21 protein-coding genes and 1 pseudogene are annotated in these 22,620 nt (G+C 70.7%); 9 read left to right on the top strand and 13 right to left on the bottom strand.

Annotation, left to right across the window (positions count from 1 at the left end):
* Positions 1–65: 65 nt before the first annotated feature.
* From ACFYOH_RS07075 to ACFYOH_RS07040, 8 genes are all read right to left on the bottom strand, one after another.
* Complete coding sequence (locus ACFYOH_RS07075) at positions 66–1,706, bottom strand: pyridoxal phosphate-dependent aminotransferase (RefSeq protein WP_388621990.1); 1,641 nt, start codon at positions 1,704–1,706, stop codon at positions 66–68.
* A gap of 125 nt (positions 1,707–1,831) precedes the next feature.
* Positions 1,832–3,019 (bottom strand): aldose epimerase family protein, encoded by a 1,188-nt coding sequence (locus ACFYOH_RS07070; protein WP_388621989.1) that lies wholly within the window; start codon positions 3,017–3,019, stop codon positions 1,832–1,834.
* Between the two features lie 60 nt (positions 3,020–3,079).
* Positions 3,080–4,324 (bottom strand): multiple monosaccharide ABC transporter permease, encoded by a 1,245-nt coding sequence (gene mmsB / locus ACFYOH_RS07065; RefSeq protein ID WP_388621987.1) that lies wholly within the window; start codon positions 4,322–4,324, stop codon positions 3,080–3,082.
* Positions 4,321–5,871, bottom strand: a complete 1,551-nt coding sequence (gene mmsA / locus ACFYOH_RS07060; RefSeq protein WP_388621985.1) for a multiple monosaccharide ABC transporter ATP-binding protein — start codon at positions 5,869–5,871, stop codon at positions 4,321–4,323. Before mmsA ends, mmsB begins: the two co-directional genes overlap by 4 nt.
* Positions 5,872–5,904: 33 nt before the next feature.
* Positions 5,905–7,014 carry a multiple monosaccharide ABC transporter substrate-binding protein gene (gene chvE / locus ACFYOH_RS07055; RefSeq protein WP_388621984.1) on the bottom strand — a complete coding sequence of 370 codons (1,110 nt, stop codon included), beginning with the start codon at positions 7,012–7,014 and terminating at the stop codon, positions 5,905–5,907.
* A 161-nt stretch (positions 7,015–7,175) separates the two neighbouring features.
* A complete protein-coding gene (locus ACFYOH_RS07050) occupies positions 7,176–8,156 on the bottom strand; it encodes a hypothetical protein (protein WP_388621982.1) in 981 nt (326 codons plus the stop codon).
* 141 nt (positions 8,157–8,297) lie between these two features.
* Positions 8,298–9,302, bottom strand: a complete 1,005-nt coding sequence (locus ACFYOH_RS07045; RefSeq protein WP_388621981.1) for a zinc-binding dehydrogenase — start codon at positions 9,300–9,302, stop codon at positions 8,298–8,300.
* The gene (locus ACFYOH_RS07040) at positions 9,299–10,456 is read right to left on the bottom strand and encodes a mandelate racemase/muconate lactonizing enzyme family protein (RefSeq protein ID WP_388621979.1); all 1,158 of its coding nucleotides are present in this window, start codon (positions 10,454–10,456) and stop codon (positions 9,299–9,301) included. The genes ACFYOH_RS07045 and ACFYOH_RS07040 overlap by 4 nt, the downstream gene beginning before the upstream one ends.
* Before the next feature lie 271 nt (positions 10,457–10,727).
* Here ACFYOH_RS07040 and ACFYOH_RS07035 point away from each other — a divergent pair, with 271 nt between their 5' ends.
* The 3 genes from ACFYOH_RS07035 (at position 10,728) to ACFYOH_RS07025 (ending at position 13,517) form a co-directional block, all read left to right on the top strand.
* Complete coding sequence (locus ACFYOH_RS07035; protein ID WP_388621977.1) at positions 10,728–11,603, top strand: hypothetical protein; 876 nt, start codon at positions 10,728–10,730, stop codon at positions 11,601–11,603.
* A gap of 230 nt (positions 11,604–11,833) precedes the next feature.
* Complete coding sequence (locus ACFYOH_RS07030; protein WP_388621976.1) at positions 11,834–12,988, top strand: serine hydrolase domain-containing protein; 1,155 nt, start codon at positions 11,834–11,836, stop codon at positions 12,986–12,988.
* Positions 12,989–13,136: 148 nt separating this feature from the next.
* Positions 13,137–13,517 carry a hypothetical protein gene (locus ACFYOH_RS07025; RefSeq protein ID WP_388621974.1) on the top strand — a complete coding sequence of 127 codons (381 nt, stop codon included), beginning with the start codon at positions 13,137–13,139 and terminating at the stop codon, positions 13,515–13,517.
* 66 nt (positions 13,518–13,583) lie between these two features.
* Here ACFYOH_RS07025 and ACFYOH_RS07020 read toward each other — a convergent pair whose 3' ends face one another.
* A complete protein-coding gene (locus tag ACFYOH_RS07020) occupies positions 13,584–14,003 on the bottom strand; it encodes an organic hydroperoxide resistance protein (RefSeq protein WP_388621972.1) in 420 nt (139 codons plus the stop codon).
* Positions 14,004–14,107: 104 nt separating this feature from the next.
* Positions 14,108–15,106, bottom strand: coding sequence for an NADP-dependent oxidoreductase (locus tag ACFYOH_RS07015; protein WP_388621971.1), 999 nt, complete (start codon positions 15,104–15,106; stop codon positions 14,108–14,110).
* 91 nt (positions 15,107–15,197) lie between these two features.
* Here ACFYOH_RS07015 and ACFYOH_RS07010 point away from each other — a divergent pair, with 91 nt between their 5' ends.
* Genes ACFYOH_RS07010 through ACFYOH_RS07000 form a run of 3 tightly spaced genes read left to right on the top strand, consistent with a single transcriptional unit; the run spans position 15,198 to position 17,084 of the window.
* On the top strand, positions 15,198–15,635 hold the full coding sequence (locus ACFYOH_RS07010; protein ID WP_388621969.1) for a MarR family winged helix-turn-helix transcriptional regulator: 438 nt from the start codon (positions 15,198–15,200) through the stop codon (positions 15,633–15,635).
* A gap of 43 nt (positions 15,636–15,678) precedes the next feature.
* Positions 15,679–16,473 carry an EI24 domain-containing protein gene (locus tag ACFYOH_RS07005; RefSeq protein ID WP_388621967.1) on the top strand — a complete coding sequence of 265 codons (795 nt, stop codon included), beginning with the start codon at positions 15,679–15,681 and terminating at the stop codon, positions 16,471–16,473.
* Positions 16,470–17,084, top strand: coding sequence for a LysE family translocator (locus ACFYOH_RS07000; RefSeq protein WP_388621966.1), 615 nt, complete (start codon positions 16,470–16,472; stop codon positions 17,082–17,084). Before ACFYOH_RS07005 ends, ACFYOH_RS07000 begins: the two co-directional genes overlap by 4 nt.
* 15 nt (positions 17,085–17,099) lie before the next feature.
* On the opposite strand, the gene ACFYOH_RS06995 is transcribed toward ACFYOH_RS07000, so the two are convergent.
* Complete coding sequence (locus tag ACFYOH_RS06995; RefSeq protein WP_388621964.1) at positions 17,100–18,047, bottom strand: LysR family transcriptional regulator; 948 nt, start codon at positions 18,045–18,047, stop codon at positions 17,100–17,102.
* Between the two features lie 59 nt (positions 18,048–18,106).
* On the opposite strand from ACFYOH_RS06995, the gene ACFYOH_RS06990 reads away from it, so the two are divergent.
* The 3 genes and pseudogenes from ACFYOH_RS06990 to ACFYOH_RS06980 form a co-directional block, all read left to right on the top strand.
* Positions 18,107–18,919, top strand: a complete 813-nt coding sequence (locus tag ACFYOH_RS06990) for an NAD(P)-dependent oxidoreductase (protein ID WP_388621962.1) — start codon at positions 18,107–18,109, stop codon at positions 18,917–18,919.
* 10 nt (positions 18,920–18,929) lie between these two features.
* A complete protein-coding gene (locus tag ACFYOH_RS06985; protein ID WP_388621960.1) occupies positions 18,930–19,316 on the top strand; it encodes a RidA family protein in 387 nt (128 codons plus the stop codon).
* A gap of 81 nt (positions 19,317–19,397) precedes the next feature.
* A pseudogene (locus ACFYOH_RS06980) lies at positions 19,398–20,134 on the top strand (fibronectin type III-like domain-contianing protein); the annotation flags it as partial.
* 484 nt (positions 20,135–20,618) lie between these two features.
* On the opposite strand, the gene ACFYOH_RS06975 reads toward ACFYOH_RS06980, so the two are convergent.
* A complete protein-coding gene (locus ACFYOH_RS06975; RefSeq protein ID WP_388621958.1) occupies positions 20,619–21,590 on the bottom strand; it encodes an aldose epimerase family protein in 972 nt (323 codons plus the stop codon).
* Between the two features lie 26 nt (positions 21,591–21,616).
* Positions 21,617–22,510 (bottom strand): SGNH/GDSL hydrolase family protein, encoded by an 894-nt coding sequence (locus ACFYOH_RS06970; protein WP_388621957.1) that lies wholly within the window; start codon positions 22,508–22,510, stop codon positions 21,617–21,619.
* Between the last annotated feature and the right edge of the window lie 110 nt (positions 22,511–22,620).

Genomic DNA, 22,620 nt, shown 5'->3' with positions numbered 1-22,620 from the left:
GCTTGCTGCTTGAGCGGGTGGCCGGTCGCCCACTGATGCCCGGTCTGCCCATAGCGCGTATGCGGCTAGGCCCCCGCCGCGTTCGGCCAGCTCTGTGCATTGGGCCATCCCGTGGCCGGCGCCGGAGTCAGATCGGTCGCCGGTGCCGTCATCCCGCGCACCTGGGCCGCCGTGAGGCCGCCGCGCGCCGGGACGCCGGGGGGAGTGGGGGCGACCGCGGCGGCGGGTGCCGGTACCGGGGTGGGAGCGGGTAGGGGGGCCGGCGCGGGTAGGGCGGCCGGCGCGGGTAGGGGGGCCCGCGCGGGTAGGGGCGCGGGAGCGGGCGCCGGGGCCGGCTGGGGGACGGCCACCGGTGCCATCGGCTGCTGTACCGGCGCGGGCTGCGGTGCCGCCGGCTGAGGCACCGGCATCGGCTGAGCCGCCGCGGGCAAGGGCTGCGACACCGGCATCGGTTGGGGCGCGGGCGCCGGCTGCGGCGCTGCGGGCAACCGCATGCCACCCCCGTTCGTCTCGCTCACCAGCCGGTCCACCGCCGCCGTACCCGAGCTGTAGCTGGTCCCGGTGCCCAGCTCGGGTACGGCGGCTCCCCTCCTGGACCCGTAGAGCACCTGCTCCAGGCCGGACACCAGGCGACGCACGTCGACCTGGGGGCGCACCACGAGTCTCAGGAAGCGGCTGGACGAGCCGATCTTGTTGCCGCACTCGCGGACCAGGATCCGGTGCTCGGTGAGCATCCGGTCCCGGACCACCGTGCCCTCGGCGCCGACGGGCAGTCGTACGAAGAGGAAGTTGCCCTGGGACGGGTACACCGTCAGGCCCGGGAGTGCGGAGAGGTGGCTGGTCATCTCCAGGCGGTCGCGGCGGACCTGCTGCAGGCTCCGGGCGTACTCGGGGCCGTGTTCCCTCAGCATGAACACCACGTGCTCGGCGAAGGAGTTGAGGTTCCACTTCGGGAGCATCCCCCGCACCTTCCCCGCGAGCGCCGGGTTGGCCACCAGATAGCCGAAGCGGATGCCGTGCAGGCCGAAGTTCTTGCCGAGGCTGCGCAGCACGACGACGTTGGGGCGGATCATGGCCTCCTGGACGACGCTCGGTTCGGCCTCCGCGTCTGCGAACTCCAGGAAGGACTCGTCGACGATCACCAGGTCCAGGTCCGCCATCGCGTCCATGAACTGCACCACCTGCTGTTTGCGCAGATAGCCGCCGTCGGGGTTGTTGGGGTTGCAGATCACCGCCACCCGCGTGCCCCGGGTGCGGATGAAGTCCGCGTACTGGGCGAGGTCCAGGGCGAACCCGCTCGCCTCCTGGAGCGGGAACATGTCGACCCGCTTGCCGGTCTCCATCGGCTGGTCGGTCCAGCGGCCGAAGGCCGGCACCGGGATCGCCAGGGACTCGCGGACCAGCAGGTGGTCCATCCAGGTGATCAGTTCCGTGGAGCCGTTGCCCATCGCCACGCACTGCGGCGGCAGCTGGAGGAGGCTGCACAGTTCCGCGGTGATCGCGTCGGCGCTGCTCGGGTAGTACGTGATGATCTCGCGCAGCCGGACCGCCAGCTCGTCGTACATGGCCGGGGTGGGGAAGTACGGGTTGCACGGGATGCAGAAGTCCACCGGGCCGGTTCCGTCGCCGCCCTCCCGCGTCAGCGCCGCCATCGAAGGGCTGTGGGCGGCGCTGCCGCGGAACAACGAGGTGACGTTGCCGGCCAAAGGAACCTCCGTTTCAGGTGGCCCGTGCGGGGGAGCACGGGCCACCCTTGGATACGGAGGGGGCGGCAGTGGCGTTCAACTCGCCTGTCGTGTGAGGTGGTTCACGCCCCGGTCCGCGCCCCGGTTCACGCCTCGAACGTGTGGATCGTCGTCGTCCGGTACGTCTGCCCGGGCCGCAGCACGGTCGACGGGAAGTTCGCGTGGTTCGGCGCGTCCGGGAAGTGCTGGGTCTCCAGGCACAGGGCGTCACCCTGGCGGTAGGTGTGGCCGCCGGTGCCGGTGAGGGTGCCGTCGAGGAAGTTGCCGGAGTAGAACTGCAGTCCGGGCTGGTCGGTGGCGATCTTGAGGGTGCGGCCGGAGCGCGGGTCGCGCAGGGTCACCACATGTTCCGGGCGTGCCGTGATGCCCTTGTCCAGGACCCAGTTGTGGTCGTATCCCTTGGCCTGCACCTGCTGGACGTGCCCGGCGCGGATGTCCCGGCCGATCGGCTTGGCGTGGCGGAAGTCGAACGGGGTGCCCGCGACCTTCGCCAGCTCGCCGGTCGGGATCAGACCCGAGTCGGTGGGGGTGTACCGGGAGGCGGCGATCCGGAGCTCGTGGTCCTCGATCGTGCCGCTGCCCTCGCCGGCCAGGTTCCAGTAGACGTGGCTGGTGAGGTTGACGATGGTCGCCTTGTCCGTGGTGGCCTCGTAGTCGATGCGCCACTCACCGTGCCGGGTCAGGGTGTACGTCACCTTCGCCTTGAGCGTGCCCGGGTAGCCCATCTCGCCGTCGACGCTGGTGTAGTGCAGGTGCAGGCCGACGTCGGAGCCCTCGGCGAACGGCTCGACGTCCCACACGTGCTTGTCGAAGCCCTGCTTGCCGCCGTGCAGGCTGTTCACGCCGTCGTTGACGGAGAGCTGGTAGCTCTTGCCGTCGAGCGTGAACCGGCCCTTGCCGATGCGGTTGCCGTACCGCCCGATCAGGGCGCCGAAGTACGGGCTCTTGGCGACGTAGTCGGCTATGTTGTCGAAGCCCGCGACGACGTTGGCGCAGTGGCCGCGGCGGTCGGGGACCTCCAGGGTCTGGACGATGCCGCCGTAGTTCAGGACCTTCAGCCGAGTGCCGCCGTTCACCAGCGACCAGCGGTAGATCTTCGTGCCGTCGGCGAGCGTGCCGAACAGTTCCTTCACCGGCTTGCGGCCCCCTGACGTGGCGGACGCGGCCTGGGCGCCCGCCGCGGCAGCGGCTGATGTCTGCGTCGTGCCGAGGGTGGTGGCGGCGATACCGGCCGCCGCGGCTCCAGCGATGACCGTGCGTCTGTTCAGTTCCATGGATGCGGCTCCCTGAGAGGAGGGGCCCCACCGGCTCTTTCCGGTGGGGCCCGATCTGACTTACGAACCGGACTTGCGCTTGTTCCACACGTCGAAGCCGACCGCCGCCAACAGGGCCAGGCCCTTGATGACCTGCTGCCAGTCGGTGCCGACGCTGAGGAGGTTCATGCCGTTGTTCAGCACGCCGAGGACGAGACCGCCGATGATGGCGCCGAGCACGGTGCCGACACCGCCGCTCATGGAGGCGCCGCCGATGAACGAGGAGGCGATGGCCTCCAGTTCGAAGCCGTCGCCCGCCTTCGGCGAGGCCGCGTTCAGACGGGCGGCGACCACCAGACCCGCCAGGGCCGCGAGCACGCCCATGTTCAGGAACACCTGGAAGGTGATGCGCTTGTCCTTCACACCGGACAGCTTCGCCGCCGGCAGATTGCCGCCGATGGCGTAGATGTGCCGGCCGAAGACCGAGTTGCGCATGACGTAGCCGTAGCCGCCCACCAGGACGCCGAGGATGATCAGGATGATCGGCGCGCCGTCGTAGCTGGCGAGCAGCATGGTGAGGGCGAGAACCGCGGCGACCAGCGCGATGAGCTTGAGCAGGAACAGCTTGAAGGGCACCACGTCGAGGGAGAACTCCTGCTGGCGGCGCCGGTCGCGCACCTCCTGCCACACCACGGCGGCGATCAGGACGATGCCGAGGAGCAGGGTGAGGTTGTGGTAGTTGGTGTTGGGGCCGACCTCGGGCAGGAAGCCGTTGCCGATCTTCTGCAGGCCGTTCGGGAACGGGCCGAGGGTCTGGCCCTTGAGGAAGATCTCCGTCAGGCCGCGGAAGAGCAGCATCCCGGCGAGGGTGACGATGAACGACGGTATGCCGAAATACGCGATCAAAAAGCCCTGTACGGAGCCTGCCACCGCGCCCACCAGCAGGCACAGCACCAGGGCGACGGGCCACGCCACATGGTGCTGCACCGTCAGTACGGCGGCGAAGGCGCCCACGAACGCCGTGATCGAGCCGACCGACAGGTCGATGTGCCCGGCGATGATCACCAGCATCATGCCGATCGCGAGGATCAGGATGTAGCTGTTCTGCAGCACCAGGTTGGAGACGTTGCGCGGCAGCAGCAGGTCGCCGCCGGTCCAGAACTGGAAGAGGACGACGATCAGGCCGAGCGCGATCAGCATGCCGTACTGGCGCATGTTGCGGCGCAGGCCGCCGAGCACCAGCTGCAACAGGCCCTCGCCGGCGGTCGGTCCGCCCTTGCCCGGCGGCGCGGCCGCCGGGGTCTTGTCGGTGACGTCCGTGCTCATCGGGTTACCTCTTTGTCCTTCGTCATCTGGCGCATCAGCACTTCCTGCGTGGCCTCGGCCCGCGGCACCTCACCGGTCAGCCGTCCCGCGGCCATCGTGTAGATGCGGTCGCACATGCCGAGCAGCTCCGGCAGCTCGGAGGAGATGAAGACGACCGCCTTGCCCTGGGCGGCCAGTTGGTCGATGACCGTGTAGATCTCGTACTTGGCGCCCACGTCGATGCCGCGCGTGGGCTCGTCCAGGATCAGCACGTCCGGACCCGCGAAGATCCACTTGCTGAGGACGACCTTCTGCTGGTTGCCGCCGGACAGCTTGCCCACCGGCTCGAACACCGTCGGCGCCTTGATGTTCATGGACGTGCGGAACCCCTCGGAGACCTGCCGCTCCGCCTGCTCGTCCACCACGCCCCGCCTCGCGACCTTCTTCAGCGCGGTCAGCGAGATGTTCCGGTTGATGGTGTCGATCAGGTTGAGGCCGTAGTGCTTGCGGTCCTCGGTGACGTACGCGATGCCGTGCTCCACCGCCTCCGCGACGGTCTTCGTACGGATCTCCGTGCCGTCCTTGAGGACCGTGCCGCCCGCGTACCGGCCGTAGGTGCGGCCGAAGACGCTCATCGCGAGTTCGGTGCGGCCGGCGCCCATCAGGCCCGCGATGCCGACGATCTCGCCCCGGCGGACGTTGATCGACACGTCGTCCACGACCCTGCGCTGCTGGTCGATCGGGTGCAGCACGGTCCAGTTGCGGATCTCCAGCGCGGGGGCCGCGCCCTCCTCCGGCTCGTGCGGGGTGCGCTCCGGGAAGCGGTGGTCGAGGTCGCGGCCCACCATGCCGCTGATGATCCGGTCCTCGGTGGTCTCCGGCGCCTTCACGTCGAGCGTTTCGATGGACCGCCCGTCGCGGATGATCGTCACCGAGTCGGCCACCCGGCGGATCTCGTTGAGCTTGTGGGAGATGATGATCGAGGTGATGCCCTGGTCCTTCAGCTCCAGGATCAGGTCGAGGAGTTTGCCGCTGTCCTCGTCGTTCAGCGCCGCCGTCGGCTCGTCGAGGATGAGCAGCTTCACCTCCTTCGACAGGGCCTTGGCGATCTCCACGAGCTGCTGCTTGCCCACGCCGATGTCGGCGACGCGGGTCTCCGGGTGCTCGTCGAGGCCGACCCGGCGCAGCAGTTCGGTGGCGTGGCGCAGGGTCTCGCGCCAGTTGATGAGTCCACGCGTGGCGTGCTCGTTGCCGAGGAAGATGTTCTCCGCGATGGAGAGGTACGGCACCAGCGCCAGCTCCTGGTGGATGATGACGATGCCGTGCTGCTCGCTCGCCCGGATGTCCTTGAACCGGCAGACCTCTCCCTCGAAGAGGATCTCGCCCTCGTAGGTGCCGTGCGGATGGACGCCGGAGAGCACCTTCATCAGGGTCGACTTGCCGGCGCCGTTCTCCCCGCAGATGGCGTGGACCTCGCCCTGACGGACCGTCAGGGTGACGTCCGACAGCGCTTTGACACCGGGAAAGGTCTTGACGATCGAGCGCATTTCCAGGACGGGTCCCGCCATGGTCGTGCCTTCCAATCCGTAGGGGGCGGGCGCTTACTTGAGCTCGGACTCGGTGTAGTAGCCGCCGTCCACCAGCACCTGCTTGTAGTTGGTCTTGTCGACGCTGACCGGCTGGAGCAGGTAGGCGGGCACGACCTTGCTGCCGTTGTCGTAGGTCTTGGTGTCGTTGACCTGCGGCTTCTTGCCCTTCAGGGCGTCGTCCACCATGGTCGAGGCGACCTTGGCGAGCTGCCGGGTGTCCTTGTAGACGGTCTGTGTCTGCTGCCCGGCGATGATCGACTTGACCGAGGCGAGCTCCGCGTCCTGGCCGGTGATGACCGGCAGCGGGTTGCTGCCGGAGCCGTAGCCGTCCGACTTGAGCGCGGACAGGATGCCGATGGAGATGCCGTCGTACGGCGAGAGCACCGCGTCGACCCGGCCGCTCTTGTAGGACGAGGTGAGGATGTCCTCCATGCGCTTCTGTGCGGTGGTGCCGTCCCAGCGCAGCGTCGTGACCTGGTTGAGCTGGGTCTGCCCGGACTTGACCACCAGCTGCTTCTTGTCCATGTACGGCTTGAGCACGCTCATCGCGCCGTTGAAGAAGTACTTGGTGTTGTTGTCGTCGTTCGAGCCCGCGAACAGCTCGATGTTGAACGGGCCCTTCTTGCCGGCGTCCAGGCCGAGCTTGTGCGCGATGTAGGTGGCCTGGAGGACGCCGACCTTCTCGTTGTCGAAGGAGGCGTAGTAGTCGACGTTCGGGGTGCCGAGGATCAACCGGTCGTAGGCGATCACCGGGATGTTCGCCTGGTGCGCCTCCTGGAGCACGTTGTTCAGCGACTTGTTGTCGATCGCCGCGACGATCAGTCCCTTGACGCCCTGTGTGATCATGTTCTCGATCTGCGAGACCTGGGTGCTCGGGTCGTCCTCGCCGTAGACCAGCTTGGTCTTGTAGCCCATCGACTGCAGGTTCTTCACGACGTTGTTGCCGTCGTTGATCCAGCGTTCGGAGGACTTCGTCGGCATGGCGATGCCGATGGTGGCGCCCTTGACGTCACCGGTCTTCTCCTTGCTGCCGCCCGAGCCGCTCTGACCGCACGCGGTCAGGGTGAGGGCGAGCGAGGCGGTCGCGGATATCGCGGCGAGTGCGGCTCTGCGGTTGCGCATGGTGATCCGTCCTTGTTCTTCTCGGCGTTGAGATGTTCTTGCGGGGTCGGTGAAGCGCCCCGTAAGGGGCGCGGGGGCTGTATCGATGTGCGGCTACCGCCGCGTGGGCGCGCCCAGCCACGTGCGGCCTGCGGTTGCAGGCGGCCCGCAGTTCCCCTCGCTCATTCCGCGGAGCGCTCGGCGGGGAACCGGTTCAAAGACCCCGGCAGCCGCGAGCCGAGCGGCGCCATGTCGCCGTCCGCGCCGTGCCGGGCGAGCAGGTCCAGGGCGAGGCGGCCGCGCCGCACCCGCTCCCGGGCGGTGTCCAGGGTCACGTCCCTGAGGTGGGTGCCCCACGGGTAGATGCCGGGTGCCTTGGACAGGCCGAACTTCAGATAGAGCGGGGCGCCGCGCCGGATCAGCTCGGCGACCTCGTACATCCGCACATAGCCGCCGAGGTCGTCGGGGGCCTCGATGTACATGTCCATGGGCGCAGCCGATACCCGGCGGATCTCGGTGAGGTGATCCAGCGTCAGATCGCTGGGCACGTTGACGGAGTCGGCGCCGAGCCGCTCGAAGACGGCGTACGAGGCCGGGTTGACGGGGCCGATGAGCGCCGAGACCTTCAGCGTGGTGTCGGCCGGGATGATCCCGGCCGCACGGGCCCGGTGCAGGGTCCACAGCACGCCCTCGTCGGCGACCAGCAGGCACTTGACGCCCAGTTCGGTGGCTCGTACGGCGTCCTCGACGCAGCCGGCGACGGCGTCGTGGCCCCGTGCGCGCAGTCCGGCCCCCCGCGAGTCGGAGCGCACCGAGCCACCGATGTCCCAGGTGCCGCGCGGGCCGGTGAACAGGCAGAGTTCGATGTCGCGTGCGGCGGTGGCCTCGACCATCTCGGTGATCTCGGCGTCGGTGAGCATCCACACGCCGCTGCCCTGGCTGATCCGGTGGATCGGGACGTCGAGGCGCGAGGCCTCCTTCAGCACGACCGCCAGCGCTTCGGGACCCTCGCACGAGGGGATCTCGGTGCGCCAGCGGCCACCGCCCGGAAAGCTGTGCGCGGAGGCGTCGGCGGGGTCGAGGGCGGGCGCGCCCAGGCCGAGGGTGGTGAGCGCCTGCTCACCGGGTCGGCGGGCCGCCGTGGCGGAAGCGTCGGTCGTCACAAGCTGTCCTTCGTGTTCGGTATTTCGGACGAGGTTCGCGGCTCGGGGCGGAGAGCGGCCCGGGTGGTGCTGCGAAAAAGGCGGCCGTGGTGGTACGCCGGTCAGGGCGCCGTCAGGTCACGCCCTGACCGGCGTACGTCATCAGGGGCGGAGCAGCACCTTGCCCACCTTTGGATCACCCGCCCCCACCAGCTCGATGGCCTGCGGGAACTCGGTCAGCGGCAGCTCGTGCGTGACCAGCGGCAGCGGGTCCAGCAGCCCGGCGCCGAAGACCCGCACGGTGTGCGCCCAGGCGTCCGGCGGCGCCCCGAAGACGGTGTGCACCTCCAGCTGCCGTACGACGAGATCGGTCGGGTCGAGCCCGTCCGCGCCCGGCGCCGGGATCCCGGTCAGCACCAGCCGTCCGCCGCGCCGGAGCAGTGCGGCGGCGGTGCGCGCGGCGGAGGCCGAGCCGGCCGTCTCGATCACGACGTCGAAGTCGGCCGGGAGCTCCTGGTCCTTCAGCCGGAAGCCGGTCGCGCCGAACTGCCGCGACAGCGCCTCCCGGTCGTTCCTGGTGCCGACGACGAGCAGCTCCGCCGGCGAGACGGCCTTCAGGAACTGCACGGCGAACATCCCGAGCGTCCCCGTGCCGACCACCGCGACCCGCTCACCCGGCAGGGCGCGGGCCTTCAGCGCGGCGGCCGCGATGCAGGCGGCCGGCTCCAGCAGGGCGGCGGCGGTGAGGTCGGCGTCGTCCGGCAGGAGGTGCAGCAGCCGGGCCGGGAGGGTGAGCGTGCCGGCCATGGCGCCGGGCTGGGTGAACCCGGTCTCCTCGTAGCCGTCGGTGCACAGCGTGGTCTCACCGGCGTGGCAGCGGTCGCAGACCTGGCAGTTGCGGAAGCCCTCACCGACGACCTTGCGCCCGACGAGTCCCGTCGGCACCCCGGCGCCCACCGCGGAGACCGTGCCCGACCACTCGTGCCCGGGGACGAGCGGGTAACGGACGTACCCCTCGGGCCGGTTGCCCTGGTACACCTCGCGGTCGCTGCCGCAGATGCCGACCGCGTGCACGGCCACCAGCGCCTCGCCGGGACCGGGCTCGCGCGGCGTGTGCGGCACGAGCCGGTGCCGGCCCGGGGCCTCGACGACGACGGCGGTGCTCACTTGGTCCCCTTCGGCTTGCGCTGCTCCCAGCCCTCGGCCCACAGGTCGAACCGGGCCTGCTGCTGCGGGAACTCGGCGGCGGCGTCCACGTCCAGCTCCACGCCCAGACCGGGCGCGTCGGAGAGGTGGAAGTACCCGTCCACGACCTGCGGGGCCCCCTTGACCACCTTCTTGATCTCCGCGTCCGCGAAGTCGTTGAAGTGTTCGAGGATCTTGAAGTTCGGGGAGGTGAAGCCGACCTGGAGGGAGGCGGCGGTGAGCACTGAGCCGCCGACGTTGTGCGGCGCGACCAGCATGTAGTGCGTCTCGGCGGTGGCGGCGAGCTTGCGGGTCTCCCAGATGCCGCCGATGTGGCCGACATCGGGCTGGATGATGTCCACCGCCTGGCTGTCGAACAGCTCGCGGAACTCGATCCGGTCGTGGATCCGCTCACCGGTGGCGACCGGGATGTCCACCTTGGCCGCGACCTTCTCCAGCGCCTTCAGGTTCTCCGGCGGCACCGGCTCCTCCAGCCAGGCCGGCTTGAAGGGCGCCAGCTCCTTCGCCAGCCGGACGGCGGTGGCGGGGGAGAAGCGGCCGTGCATCTCCAGCATCAGCTCGGCGTCCGGCCCGATGGCGTCGCGCACGGCCTCGATGAGGGAGACGGCGTACAGCGTCTGCTGGTGATCCAGCTCGAAGTGCCCGGTGCCGAACGGGTCGATCTTCAGCGCCCGGTAACCGCGCTCCATGACCTGCTGGGCGGCCTTGTGGTACGCCTCGGGCGTCCGCTCGGTCGTGTACCACCCGTTGGCGTAGGCCTTCACCTTGTCGGTGACCTTGCCGCCGAGCAGCTGCCACACCGGCACGCCCAGCGCCTTGCCCTTGATGTCCCAGCAGGCCATCTCGACGACCGCGATGCCGGACATGACGATCTCACCCGCACGGCCGTAGTCGCCGTACTTCATCCGGCGGACGAGGTCCTCGACCGCGAACGGATCCGAGCCGAGAATGTGGTTGGCCTCGGCCTCGCGCAAATAGCCGATCAGCGCGTCGGTGTGACCGAGCATCCGGGTCTCGCCGACTCCCGTGATCCCCTCGTCGGTGTGCACCTGGACGTAGGTCAGGTTGCGCCACGGCGTGCCGACCACGTGTGTGCTGATTCCGGTGATGCGCACGGCAGTTGCCCCTCAGCTCTGTTCGAGATTTCGTCACACGTTCGAAATGCTGGCGTGACAGTAAGGACGGGGCGGTAGGGGTGTCAATGGGTCGAACAGGTAACGGTTTCGACAAGCCTTTCGAGAATTCTTTCGCTTTCCACGAAACCTTCACAGTGGTGCCTAGGAACGTGACCGATGGGGAATCTAGTCTTCCGGCGTCATGGACTACTGCCACCCGTGCCAACGGCACCTCAACGGCGCCCTGGCCTGCCCCGGGTGCGGAACTCCGGTGCCCGCCGCCGCGGAAGTATCGACCGCGTACGCGCGCGCGGGCACGGGTGGGACACCGGGGTACGGCGTCCCACCGCAGTACGCGGAGCAGTACGCCCAGCAGTACGAGTCCCAGCAGTACCGCATCCCCCAGCAGTACGAGCCGGCCGGTCCGGAGCAGGTGGCGTGGACGGAGCAACCGGAGCCGCGCGAGGACTGGGACCCCGGGTCCGGCACCGAGGCCGCGGCAGACGGCGATCCCGAGCCCGATTCCCCCAGCGATCCCGATCCCGGCCCCGACACCGACCAGGAGCCCGGTGGCCGGGCCGCCCGGCGCCGGGCGCGCGGCAGCACCACCGTGAGCCCCGCCGACGCCGACGCCAGCCGCCGCGACCGCAAGGCCGCCGCGCACCGGCGCCGGCGCCGCCGTACGGTGCTGATCACCGCGGGTTTCGTGCTGGCCGCGGGCAGCCTGGGCCTGGCCGAACTCGGCAAGGACGCGCCCTTCTCGCCGTTCTCCAGCGGGCAGCCGGACACCGCCGGGGACACCGCGGCCGACGGTGGCGCGTCCTCCGCGTCCCACGGCGCCACGGCCGACCCGGCCTCCGGCACCTCCGGTACGACCCCGGGCGCGGCCGGCTCCGCCTCCCCGGACGCCTCCGCATCCACCTCCAAGTCCCCGAAGGACAAGAACTCCAAGTCGCCCGACGCCAAGGACGCCGGCAAGGCGTCGCAGACCCCCACGGCGGGCTCCGGCACCACCCCCAAGGCCCCGGCGCCCACCGCCACCTCCCGGCCTGCCCCCACCCCCTCCAGCGCCCCGACGACCTCGGCTCCGTCCCCGGCGCCCTCGCCCACCAAGACCTGCAACCGCTTCCTGTGGTGGTGCACCTGACCCCGCCCGTGCGCCCGCGCGCCCCCCGCGCCATCACCTGAGCCCTGCCGTGCGCTGCGCGCCACCCCACGCCATCCGCCATCCGGGGCAGCGGTGACACCCATGGGCGTCCGCGGCGGTTGAGTCGAACAGGTACATCCCGCCGTACCGGTCTCGGGAACGCCCCGAACGGGAACGGGCGTTGTTGCCGAGAGGGAGCAGCGAGCAGCGGCTCAGGTTGAGGAGAGCGGATGACGCAGCAGATCACCGTCCAGGGCACCGTCGCCGAGGGTTTCGAGGCGGTGCGCGAGGAGTTCGCCGCGTTCGTCGCCGGGGAATGCGCGGACTACGAGGGCCAGTTGTGCGCGTATGTGCGGGGTCGGCGGGTCGTCGACCTGTGGGCGGGCGCGGAGGCGGACTCGCTGTACGGCGTGTTCTCGTCCACCAAGGGTGCCGCCCATCTGGTGGTCGCCCTCCTGGTGCAGGACGGCACGCTGGAGCTGGACCGCAAAGTGACCTACTACTGGCCCGAGTTCGCCGCCGAGGGCAAGGGCGCGGTGACCCTCAGGGACCTGCTCGCGCACCGGGCGGGTCTGGTCGGGATCGACGCCGGGTTCTCCGCCGAGGAGCTGGCCGACGACCGCGCGATGGCCGAACGGCTCGCCGACCAGAAGCCGTTCTGGCGCCCCGGGACGGCCTTCGGCTACCACGCGCTGGTGATCGGCGCGCTCACCGGAGAGGTGGTCCGCCGGGCCACGGGCCACACGCTCCAGGAGGTCTACGAGGAGCGGGTCCGCGCGCCGTACGGCACGGACTTCTTCCTGGGCCTGCCCGAGTCCGAGGAGCCCCGGTTCCGCTCGGTGCAGCCGATGCTCCCGACGCCCGAGCAGCAGGCCCTGCTGGACGCCCAGCCGACCGGCCCGCACACGCTGGCCTCGATCGCCTTCAACGCCCACGTCCCGGAGCCGGGCACCCTGGCCGACTACGCCAACTCCCGTCTCGTACGAGCCAAGGGACCGGCGTCGGCGGGCGGCGTCGCCTCCGCGCGCGGGCTCGCCACCATGTACGCGGCGGCGATCAGCGAGCTGGACGACCGTCCGCCGCTGCTCAAGCCCGACACGGTCGCCGAGGTGGGCCAGATCCACTCCGTGGGCTACGACCTGGTGGCCCGCGCCCACAAGTCGTACGGCCTCGGCTTCCAGGCCACCGCCGACATGTGGCACCCGGTCCTGGGCGCCGGCGCCTTCGGCCACAGCGGCGCAGGCGGCAGCCAGGCCTTCGCCGACCCGCGCAGCGGCCTGGCGTACGGCTACACACGCCGCCGGATGGCGTTCCCGGGAGGGGCGGCACCGGAGAACGACAGGTTGGTGGCAGCGGTACACCGGGCGGCGCTGGCGCGCGACTGACGGCCGCTTCCGGGGCGCAGTCGCAGAGGCGGACGCAGGGCAGGGGCAGGCCAGGACGAGGCCGCCCCGCGTAAAGGAACTACCGTCAGAGGTACGACCCGGACGGTCAGGTTACGCAAGAGCATGAGACTGGGGAGATGGTGAACCGATGACTTCGTTTCAGAAGTTCCTCGAGGCCGGGCCCCGTTGCCAGGGATATTTCCTGGATCGGCTCTCGCTGGAGCGCATCGACGACGTCGATGCGCTGGAGATGGGGCTGCGCTGGGGGCCGGAGAAGCCGGATATGACGCTCTCCTTTCGCGATGTCTACTTCTGCTCGGTCGAACGGCCTCCGGGCCCTGGTGCCGCACCACTGGACCGGGTGACGGCAGAATTGGTGGAGCCGAGTGATTCGCCTTGGCCTGAGGGACTGCCCCTTGAACTGACCCGTTCGTCGTCGTTGTCGGCATTGATCTGGTTCCGGGCGGAGGGGCCGGTTCAAGTCAGTGTGCTTGCGGCGATCGCCAGCGCATCGCTCGAGGTCATGTAAATGACGAACGCGGCAGCCGCACCCCACGTCCAAGGGTGCGGCTGCCGCTGTGAGCAACGACGCCGCTCAGGCCAGCGTCACGCTGATGTTCCCCCGCGTGGCCTTCGAGTACGGGCACACCTGGTGAGCCTTCTCCACCAGCTCCCGGGCCACCTCGGCGGACACGTTGGGAATGTTCGCCGAGATCTCGACGATGATCCCGAACCCGTTGTCGTTCTTGCCGATACCGACCTTCGCGGTGACGGTCGACCCGGAGACGTCGGCCCCCTCCTGCCGGGCGACAACCCCCAGCGCGCCCTGGAAGCAGGCGGAATATCCCGCGGCGAACAGCTGCTCCGGGTTCGTGCCGGCGCCGTTGCCGCCCATCTCCTTGGGCGGGTTGACGACGACGTCGAGTCGGCCGTCATCCGTGGCGACCCGGCCGTCCCGCCCGTTCTCGGCGGTGGCGACGGCGGTGTACAGGACGTCGGACTGCGTGATGGGCATGCGGTTGTCTCCTCCTCGGTCCGCCACGACTCGCGCCCACGATCGACGGCGGATTTCGGAAAGAAGTTACCGCATGCCGAAAACGCAGCAGAAGTCCTGGCCAGTCAGAGCTTGACGATCATCTTGCCGATGTTGTCGCCGCGCAGCACCCCGAGGAACGCCTCCAGGGTGTTCTCGATGCCCTCGACGACCGTCTCGCGGTACTTCAGTTCGCCCGAGGCGACCCACGGCCCGACCTTCTGGACGAACTCCGGCTGCAGGTCGTAGTGGTCGCCGACCAGGAAGCCCGCCATGCGGCCCCGGGTCTGGATCAGCCGGGCGAGGTTGCGCGGGCCGGGCGCGGGCTCGGTGTTGTTGTAGACGGAGATCATGCCGCAGATGGCGATCCGGCCACCCTGGCGGAGCGAGTCGATGGCCGCCTCCAGATGGTCCCCGCCGACGTTGTCGAAGTAGACGTCGATGCCGTCCGGCGCGGCCGCGCGCAGCTGCTCGCTCACGGAGCCGTTCTTGTAGTTGAACGCCGCGTCGAAGCCGTACTCCTCGACCAGCAGCTTGACCTTTTCGTCGGAGCCGGCCGAGCCGATGACCCGCGAGGCGCCGAGCAGCTTGGCGAGCTGGCCGACCTGGCTGCCGACGGCGCCCGCCGCGCCGGACACGAAGACGATGTCGCCCTCCTTGAAGGAGGCGGTGCGCAGCAGTCCGGCGTAGGCGGTGAGGCCGGTCATGCCGAGGACGCCGAGGTACGTCGAGAGGGGCGCGGCCGCGGGGTCGACCTTGACGGCGTTCTTCGCGTCCACGACGGCGTACTCGCGCCAGCCGAAGAAGTGCAGGACATGGTCGCCGGTCCCGATGCCCTCGGCGTTGGAGGCGATCACCTCGCCGACCGCGCCGCCCTGCATGACCTTGCCCAGCTCGTAGGGGGCGGCGTACGACTTCGCGGCACTCATGCGGCCGCGCATGTACGGGTCCACGGAGAGGTACTTGTTCCGCACCAGCACCTGGCCCTCGCCGGGGGTCGGGACGGGGGTCTCGACGAGGGCGAAGTCCTCGGGCTTCGGCCAGCCGACGGGACGGCTGAGCAGGTGCCACTCACGGTTGGTCATGACAGAGGGCCTTTCTCAAATACTTCAGAACCTGAAACAACCATGCTCCTGAATATTTCAGGATGTCAAGTAACGCGGTATCCTGGAGAGCATGTCCACCCCATCGAAGACCCGCCGCCCCGACGCCCTGACCATGGAGGTCGTCGAACTGATCGGTGACGTCGTCGCCCGCTTCTACGCGGACTACGAGAAGGCGGCGGGCGAGCACACCCTGACCGGACCGCAGGCCCGGCTGCTCAGCCTGCTCTCGCTGGAGCCGCTGCCCATGCGCAAGCTGGCGCAGAAGCTCAAGTGCGAGCCGTCCAACGTGACCGGGATAGTGGACCGCCTGGAGTCCCGGGGACTGGTCGAGCGCCGCCCGGACCCGGCCGACCGCCGCGTGAAGCTGGCCGCCGCCACGGACGAGGGCATGCGCATGGCCCAGGACCTGCGCGAAGGCCTCCGCTTCGCCCGCGAGCCCCTGGCCGGCCTGTCGGAGGAGGAGCGCCGCTCCCTGCGCGACCTGCTGCGCCGGATGCTGGACGCCTGAGAAGACCCGTGCCGGCCGGCGGGGAATCGGTAGAGTCTCCGCCATGCGCGATCTTGGGGTGGGGTTCGGTCATCTGCTGAAGGGCCAGCGCTGGATGAGCCGGCACGGCCGGAGTTACGGCTTCGGACTGCTGCCCGGGCTGATCGCCCTGGTGCTCTACGCCGGGGCGCTGGTCGCGCTCGCGGTGTGGGGCGAGGACGCGGTCACCTGGGCGACGCCGTTCGCGGACCACTGGTCCAGCCCCTGGCAGGGCCTGTTCCGCGGCTTCCTCACGGCCGTCCTCTTCGCCCTCGGGCTGCTGCTCGCCGTGCTGACGTTCACGGCCGTCACCCTGCTGATCGGCCAGCCCTTCTACGAGAACCTGTCGGAGCAGGTAGACGCCGAAGCCTCGCCCGACGGCACCGCCTTGCGGTCGGGCCTGCCGCTGTGGCGCGAGCTGTGGATCTCGGCCCGGGACAGCCTGCGCATCCTGGTGCGGGCCGCGCTGTGGGGCGTACTGCTCTTCGCCCTCGGCTTCCTGCCGGTCGTCGGGCAGACCGCCGTCCCCGTGCTCGGCTTCTTCGTCACCGGCTTCTTCCTCACCGAGGAACTCACCGCCGTAGCCCTCCAGCGCCGGGGCGTGGAACTGCGCGCCCGGCTCGCCCTGCTCCGCTCCCGCAAGACCCTGGTCTGGGGCTTCGGCACGCCCCTCGGCCTGGCCTTCCTGATCCCGTTCGTCGCGGTGTTCCTGATGCCGGGCGCGGTCGCGGGCGCCACGCTCCTCGCCCGCGAGCTGCTGGGCGAGGAGAACGCCGACGGCCTTGCCGACGAGCCCGAAGAGGAGAACGCCACCCCGTGACCCAGATACTCGCCGTCGCCGTCATCACGGTTCTCGCCGTGATCGCCCCCGGCGCCGACTTCGCCATGATCGTCCGCAACAGCTATCTGTACGGCCGCCGTACCGGTCTGCTCGCCGCCGCCGGCGTCGCCTCGGGTGTCCTGGTCCACGTCACCTACACCCTGCTCGGCGTCGGCCTGCTGATCGCCTCCTCCACCGCCCTGTTCACGGTGATCAAGCTGATCGGCGCGGCCTACCTCGTGTACGTCGGCGTCCGCACCTACCGCACCCGTGGCGAGCTGAAGATCGACCTGGCGGACCGCCGTGCGCTGACCCCGTTCGCCGCGCTGCGCACCGGCTTCCTCACCAACGTCCTCAACCCGAAGACGACCCTCTTCGTCGTCTCCACCTTCGCTCAGGTCGTCAGTCCCGACACCTCGCTGTACCAGCAGGTCGGCTATGGCCTGTTCATGTCGCTCGCCCACCTGCTGTGGTTCGGCGTGGTCGCCACGTTCTTCTCGCAGGCCAGGATGCGGGCCCTGATGCTGCGCGGCCAGAAGATCCTCAACAAGGTCATCGGCTCGGTCCTGGCCGGCCTCGGCGTCAGCCTCGCACTCGCGCCGTCGCACTGAACCCGCCCCTCCGGCTCAGCCGGGGATCCGCTCCGCCGCCTCCCGCAGTGCCGTGACGAAGGCCCGCGCCGCCGTCGTCAGCGTGCGTCCGCGGACCGTCGCCGCGTACACCGCGCGCGGCGGGGCGTCCTCGCCGTGCACCGGCAGCAGGGCGACATCCGGCCGTACGGACGCGGCGGCCAGCGCCGGGACCAGGGTCACCCCGAGGCCGGCGGCCACGTACCCCTGCTTGGCGGTCCACTCGCCGACGACGTGCGCGACCCGCGGCCGGAAGCCCAGCCGCACGGCCGCGTCGAGGAGGGTGCCCTCGGGCCGGGAACTGCCGGCGATCCAGTCGGCGTCGGCGAGCCGGGCCAGCCGCACCGGCCCGTCGGCCCGGGCGAGCGGATGGCCGGCGGGCACGGCGACATACAGGGTCTCGTCGAGGAGATGGTGCAGCTCGTACGCCTCCAGCGGGGCGCGGCCCGTCGTCGAGACCACGGCGAGGTCGAGACGGCCCGCCGTCAGCCGGTCCAGCAGGCCGGGGGAGAGGCCCTCCTCGCGCGAGACGCGGACCCGGGGGTGACGAGCGCGGAAGGCGGCCAGCGCGTGCGGGACGAGCGCCGCGTCGGCGGTGGCGAACGCGCCGAACCGCAGCCGCCCGCCCGCCGCCGCCCGCAGCTCGGCCAGGTCGCGGGCCGCGCCGCGCAGTGACTCGGACACGGCCTCGGCATACGGCACCAGCGTCCGGCCGGCCTCGGTGAGCCGAACGCCCCGCGGCAGCCGGTCGAAGAGCGGACCGCCGCCGAGGGCCGACTCCAGTGCGGAGATCTGCCGGGACACGGCGGACTGGGTCCAGCCCAGCGTTCGCGCGGCCACCGTGAAGGAGCCGTGCCGGGCCACCTCCAGGAACACCCGCAACCAGACGGTGGAAAGGTCGGGCGGCTCGGGGTGCTCGCGGCGCCGGTCATGCGAAGTGGACATGGCAGCGATGCTAGACATTCGCTTGTCGCATCGCACGGCCCGGTCCTAGCGTCGACGGCATGGAGAAGATCGCTTTTCTGGGGCTGGGGCACATGGGCGCCCCGATGGCCCGTCGGCTGCTCACGGTCGGTCATCCGCTCACCGTCTGGAACCGCACCCCGGCCCGCGCCGAGCCGCTCGTCGCCGAGGGGGCCGGGCGCGCCGGGTCACCGGCGGAGGCGGTGCGGGACGCCGACGTCGTGATCACCATGCTCGCCGGGCCGGACGCGCTCACCGCAGTGGCCGACGCCGTCGCGCCGCAGCTGCGGCCCGGTACGACGTGGGTCGAGATGTCCACCGTCGGGCCGGACGCCGTACGGGAACTGGCCGGCCGGCTGGGGGACGGGGTCACCCTCGTCGACGCGCCGGTCATGGGCAGCACGGACCGGGCCGCCGAGGGCACGCTCGGCATCCTCGCGGGCGGGGACACGGGCGCGGTGGAGCACGTCCTGTCTCTCTTGGGCACGGTCACCCGCACCGGCCCGCTCGGCTCCGGGGCGTCCCTCAAACTCGTCGTCAACACGGCGGTGATCGGCGGCGTCGCCCTGGTCGCCGAGGCGCTGCGGCTCGCCGCCGAGCTGGGCCTGGACGGCGACACGGCCCGTGCGGCGCTGAAGGCGGGCCCGCTCGGCGGCGCGGTCGACCGTGCCTTCGCCGACGGGGCGCTCTTCGCGACCGACCTCGCCGTGAAGGACCTGCGGATCGCCACGGGTGCCGCAGAACTGCCGGTGGCCGCAGCGGTGTCGGAGCAGTTCCGGCGAGCCGCGGCGGATCCCGCGCTGGCCCGCGCCGACATCGCCCGAGCCGCCGCCCACATCATCCGTACCGTCTGAAGGACTCCCCGTGCAGATCACCCTCAACAGCCCCGCCTCCGCACCGCAGCCCCTGAGCCCCTACTACTCCCAGGTGGCCCGCGTCGAACACGCCGACGGCAGCGCCCTGTTGTTCCTCTCGGGCCAGATCGCCGAGGGCGCCACCCTGGCTGAGCAGACCCGTGGCGTCTTCGAGACGATCGACGCCCTGCTCAAGGCGCACGGCGCGAGCCTCGCGGACGTCATCAACATCCGCACCTATCTGACCGACATCAGCAAGCTCGACGAATACGGCACCGTACGGCGGAAGTTCCTCACGGGGACCCCGCCGACGAGCATGACCTTCGAAGTGCCACGACTGTTCCGCCCGGAGGCGCAGGTAGAGGTGGAGGTCGTGGCGGCCGTACAACCCTCCTGAGAAGAACCGCAGGGGGTGCGTTCGGGGGTGAGGCCGTTCGGCAGGCGGTCGCCGTACTCGGTGCGCAGCACCGCCGCCGTGGCCATCGTCGCGGGCGCCCGCCCCTGGGGCGTCATGACCACCAACAACACGATCAACGGCAGGCTGCAACGTCTCCGACTGGATGGCCGCCCGGGACACCGTCGGCGCCATTGAAGGCGGCCTCGACGTGGCCATGCCCGGGCCGCGGACCGTCCACGGCGAGGCCCTCGCGCAGGCCCTCCGGGACGGCAAGGTCGCTGAGACCACCGTCGACGCAACCGTACGGCGCGTGCTGCGCCTCGCCGCCAGCGTCGGGATCCTGTCCGGTGTCGAGCCCGTCGTCACCGAACTGGCCCGCGAGATCGCCCGCCGCTCCTTCGTCCTGGTCCGCAACGAGAACGCGGCCCTGCCCCTGCAGCCGAACGGCACCGTGGCCGGGCTACCGGGCCTGGGAGCAGGCCGGCCGCACCCCCGCCCACCCCTTCGGCCACGGCCTCGGCCACACCGACTGGACCTACGACTCCCTGGACCTCGACGGCACCACCGCGCGCATCCGCCTCCGCAACACCGGTGGGCGGCCCGGCCGCGAGGTCGTCCAGGTCTACCTCTCCCGGCCGAGCCCGACCCCGGGCGCCCGGCCCGGCGAGAGCGTCGAGGTGACCGTCGCCCTGCCGCGCCGCGCCTTCGAGATCTGGGACGAGACGGCGAACGCGTGGGCGTTTGTGAAGGGTTCGTACGAGATCAGCGCCGGACGCTCGATCCCGGACCGCAGGCGCACCGCGCCGATTAACGTCTGATCCGGGACAAGTCCCCCATGAGCAGCCCCGGCCCGGGACCTGACCCCTGGGCCGGGGCTCGTCGCCTCCGGGCCCGCGAACACCGGAAGACACCGGGCACGGCACGGGGGAGAGACATCGTATATCCAGGCCGGCAGCCGGGGCCGTACGGGCAGCCGCCGCAGTACCAGCAGCCGTATCCGCCCCAGCAGTCCCCCCAGCTCCCCGCCCAGCACGTCGGTGAGGGCCGGATGCGGCTGGATCCGAACCTCACCCCCGCCCAGCGTGATCTGGCCTCACCGAAAAGCCCCTCGAATTCGTCGCGGCGCTCGCCGGGCCGGCCCTGCTGGGCTTCGGTGCGCTGATGCCGGCCAGACCTCACCGGTGAGGGCATCAAGGGCGGCGCCGTCGGGCCGGTGGTGGCCGGTGGCTGCACGCTGTTGATCTGCGGAGCCGCGACGTCCCTGCTGGGCAGGGCGGCCAGGCGGATGAGGGGCGAGACGCGCTAGCGGACCCCGAACCCGTACACCGTCTCCGAGCGGAACACCTCGCCCGGCCTGAGCACCGTGCTCGGGAACTCCGGGCGGTTCGGGGAGTCCGGGAAGTGCTGGGTCTCCAGGGCGATGCCGTCGCCCGGGGCGAAGGGTTCGCTCAGGTGGTCGGCGGTGTAGAGCTGGAGGCCCGGCTCGGTCGTCGCCACGGTCAGGGTGCGGCCGGACGCCGGGTCGTGGAGTTCGGCGACCTCTTCCGGGGCGGAGGTCACGCCCTTGTCCAGGACGAAGTTGTGGTCGTAACCCGAGCCGACCTTGCGGGAGGTGCGGAAGTCGAACCGGGATCCGGTGACGTCCTCCAGCGTGCCCGTCGGGATCAGGCCGGCGTCGACCGGGGTGAAACGGGAGGCGGCGAGCCGCAGTTCGTGCCCGCCCGCATGACCCGCTCCGGCCAGGTTGAAGTAGCTGTGGTTGGTGATGTTGATCATGGTCGGCGCGTCCGTGACCGCCTCGTAGGCGATCCGCAGCGCACCGGACGCGTCCAGGGTGTAGGTCGCCGACAGGTCCAGGCGGCCCGGGAAGCCCTCCTCGCCGTGCGGGCTCGTCCGGCTCAGCCGTACCCCGTGCTCGACGGGCTCCGCACCCCACACCCGCTTGTCGAAGCCGAGCACGCCACCGTGCAGGCAGTTCGGGCCGTCGTTCGGCTCCAGGGCGTAGACCGAGCCGTCCAGCGGGAAGCGGGCGTGCGCGATCCGGTTGGCGTACCGGCCGATCAGGGCGCCGAGGTACGGCTCCGGGTGGGTGAGATAGCCGTCCAGGTCCGGGAAGCCGAGCACCACGTCCGCCGTCCGGCCCTCCCGGTCCGGCACCTGGAGCGACCGCACGATCCCGCCGTACGTCAGGACCTCCACGCGTGTCCCGCCACGCTCCAGCGTCCAGCGGTGGACCTCCGTGCCGTCGGACAGTGTGCCGAAAAGTTCGCTCATGTGGAAAACAGTAGGCGAGGAGTGTTCTAGGCAACCGGATTGGCGGCGGTGATCGTCCGGTACGCGATCGACGCGAGCCGTGCCTGACCGTCCCTGCTGGGGTGGAACCAGTCCCAGTGGCTGAGCTGGTCGGTGCCGAAGCTGTAGTCGTAGACCGCGTTGTTGTCGAAGCGGCAGCGGCTGTCCCTGGCGCAGACGTCCTTCAGCACCTTGTTGTACTGCACCACCCGCTGCTGCACCCGGTCCCGGCGGAGCACGGCCGCGTTGGTCAGATCGTCCGCGTCGGACAGCATCGACGGGCAGATGCCGAGCTTCCACACCTCCTTGCCCAGCGGATTGGTCCGCCCCTGCGACCACAGCCGCTTCAGGTTCGGCACGCTCGCGACGTACACCTGGGTCTTCGGCGATGCCGCGCGCAGGGTGTGCAGCGCCTCCTCGAAGTCCGCGCGGAAGTCGGCCACCGAGGTCATCGCCCGCGCCGAGGACCGGCAGGCGTCGTTCGCGCCCACCATCACCGTCACCAGCTCCGGGCCGCGCGCCGCCGCCTGTGCCATCTGCTCGGGCAGGTCCGCCATCCGGGCGCCGGTCACCGCGTAGTTCCAGCTGCGCTCCGCCGCGCCCGTGACCCCGAGCAGCCGCACCGCCAGGCTGTCCACCTGCGCGTCGCTGCCGGTCGCCCAGGACACCTCGGGGCAGTCCGACAGCACCGTGCACGCGTCGAAGCCGCGGGTGATGGAGTCGCCGACCGCGGCGATCGAGCCGGGGCTGCGGTTCCACACCGGCGCGGGTCTGGCCGCGCGCGCCTTGGTGCCCTCCGACGCGGGCGCGCTCCCGCCCCCGGCGTCGCACCCGGCGACGCCCAGCACGGCGGCCGCCACGACCGCGAGAGCGGCGTGCCCACGGCTGCTCGGCTTCCGCATCCCCTGCTGATCCCCTCGTCGTCGAACCCGGTGCCCCCGGGTGTTCGTATGTGCTCCCTCTCATAACAACGCGCGAGGGTTCCCGACCGGGCGTCCTGGAACGGAGCACC

This window comes from Streptomyces sp. NPDC007856 (genome assembly GCF_042868225.1).
Lineage (GTDB): Bacteria > Actinomycetota > Actinomycetes > Streptomycetales > Streptomycetaceae > Streptomyces.
This window is presented reverse-complemented; position numbering and strand designations above follow the sequence as displayed.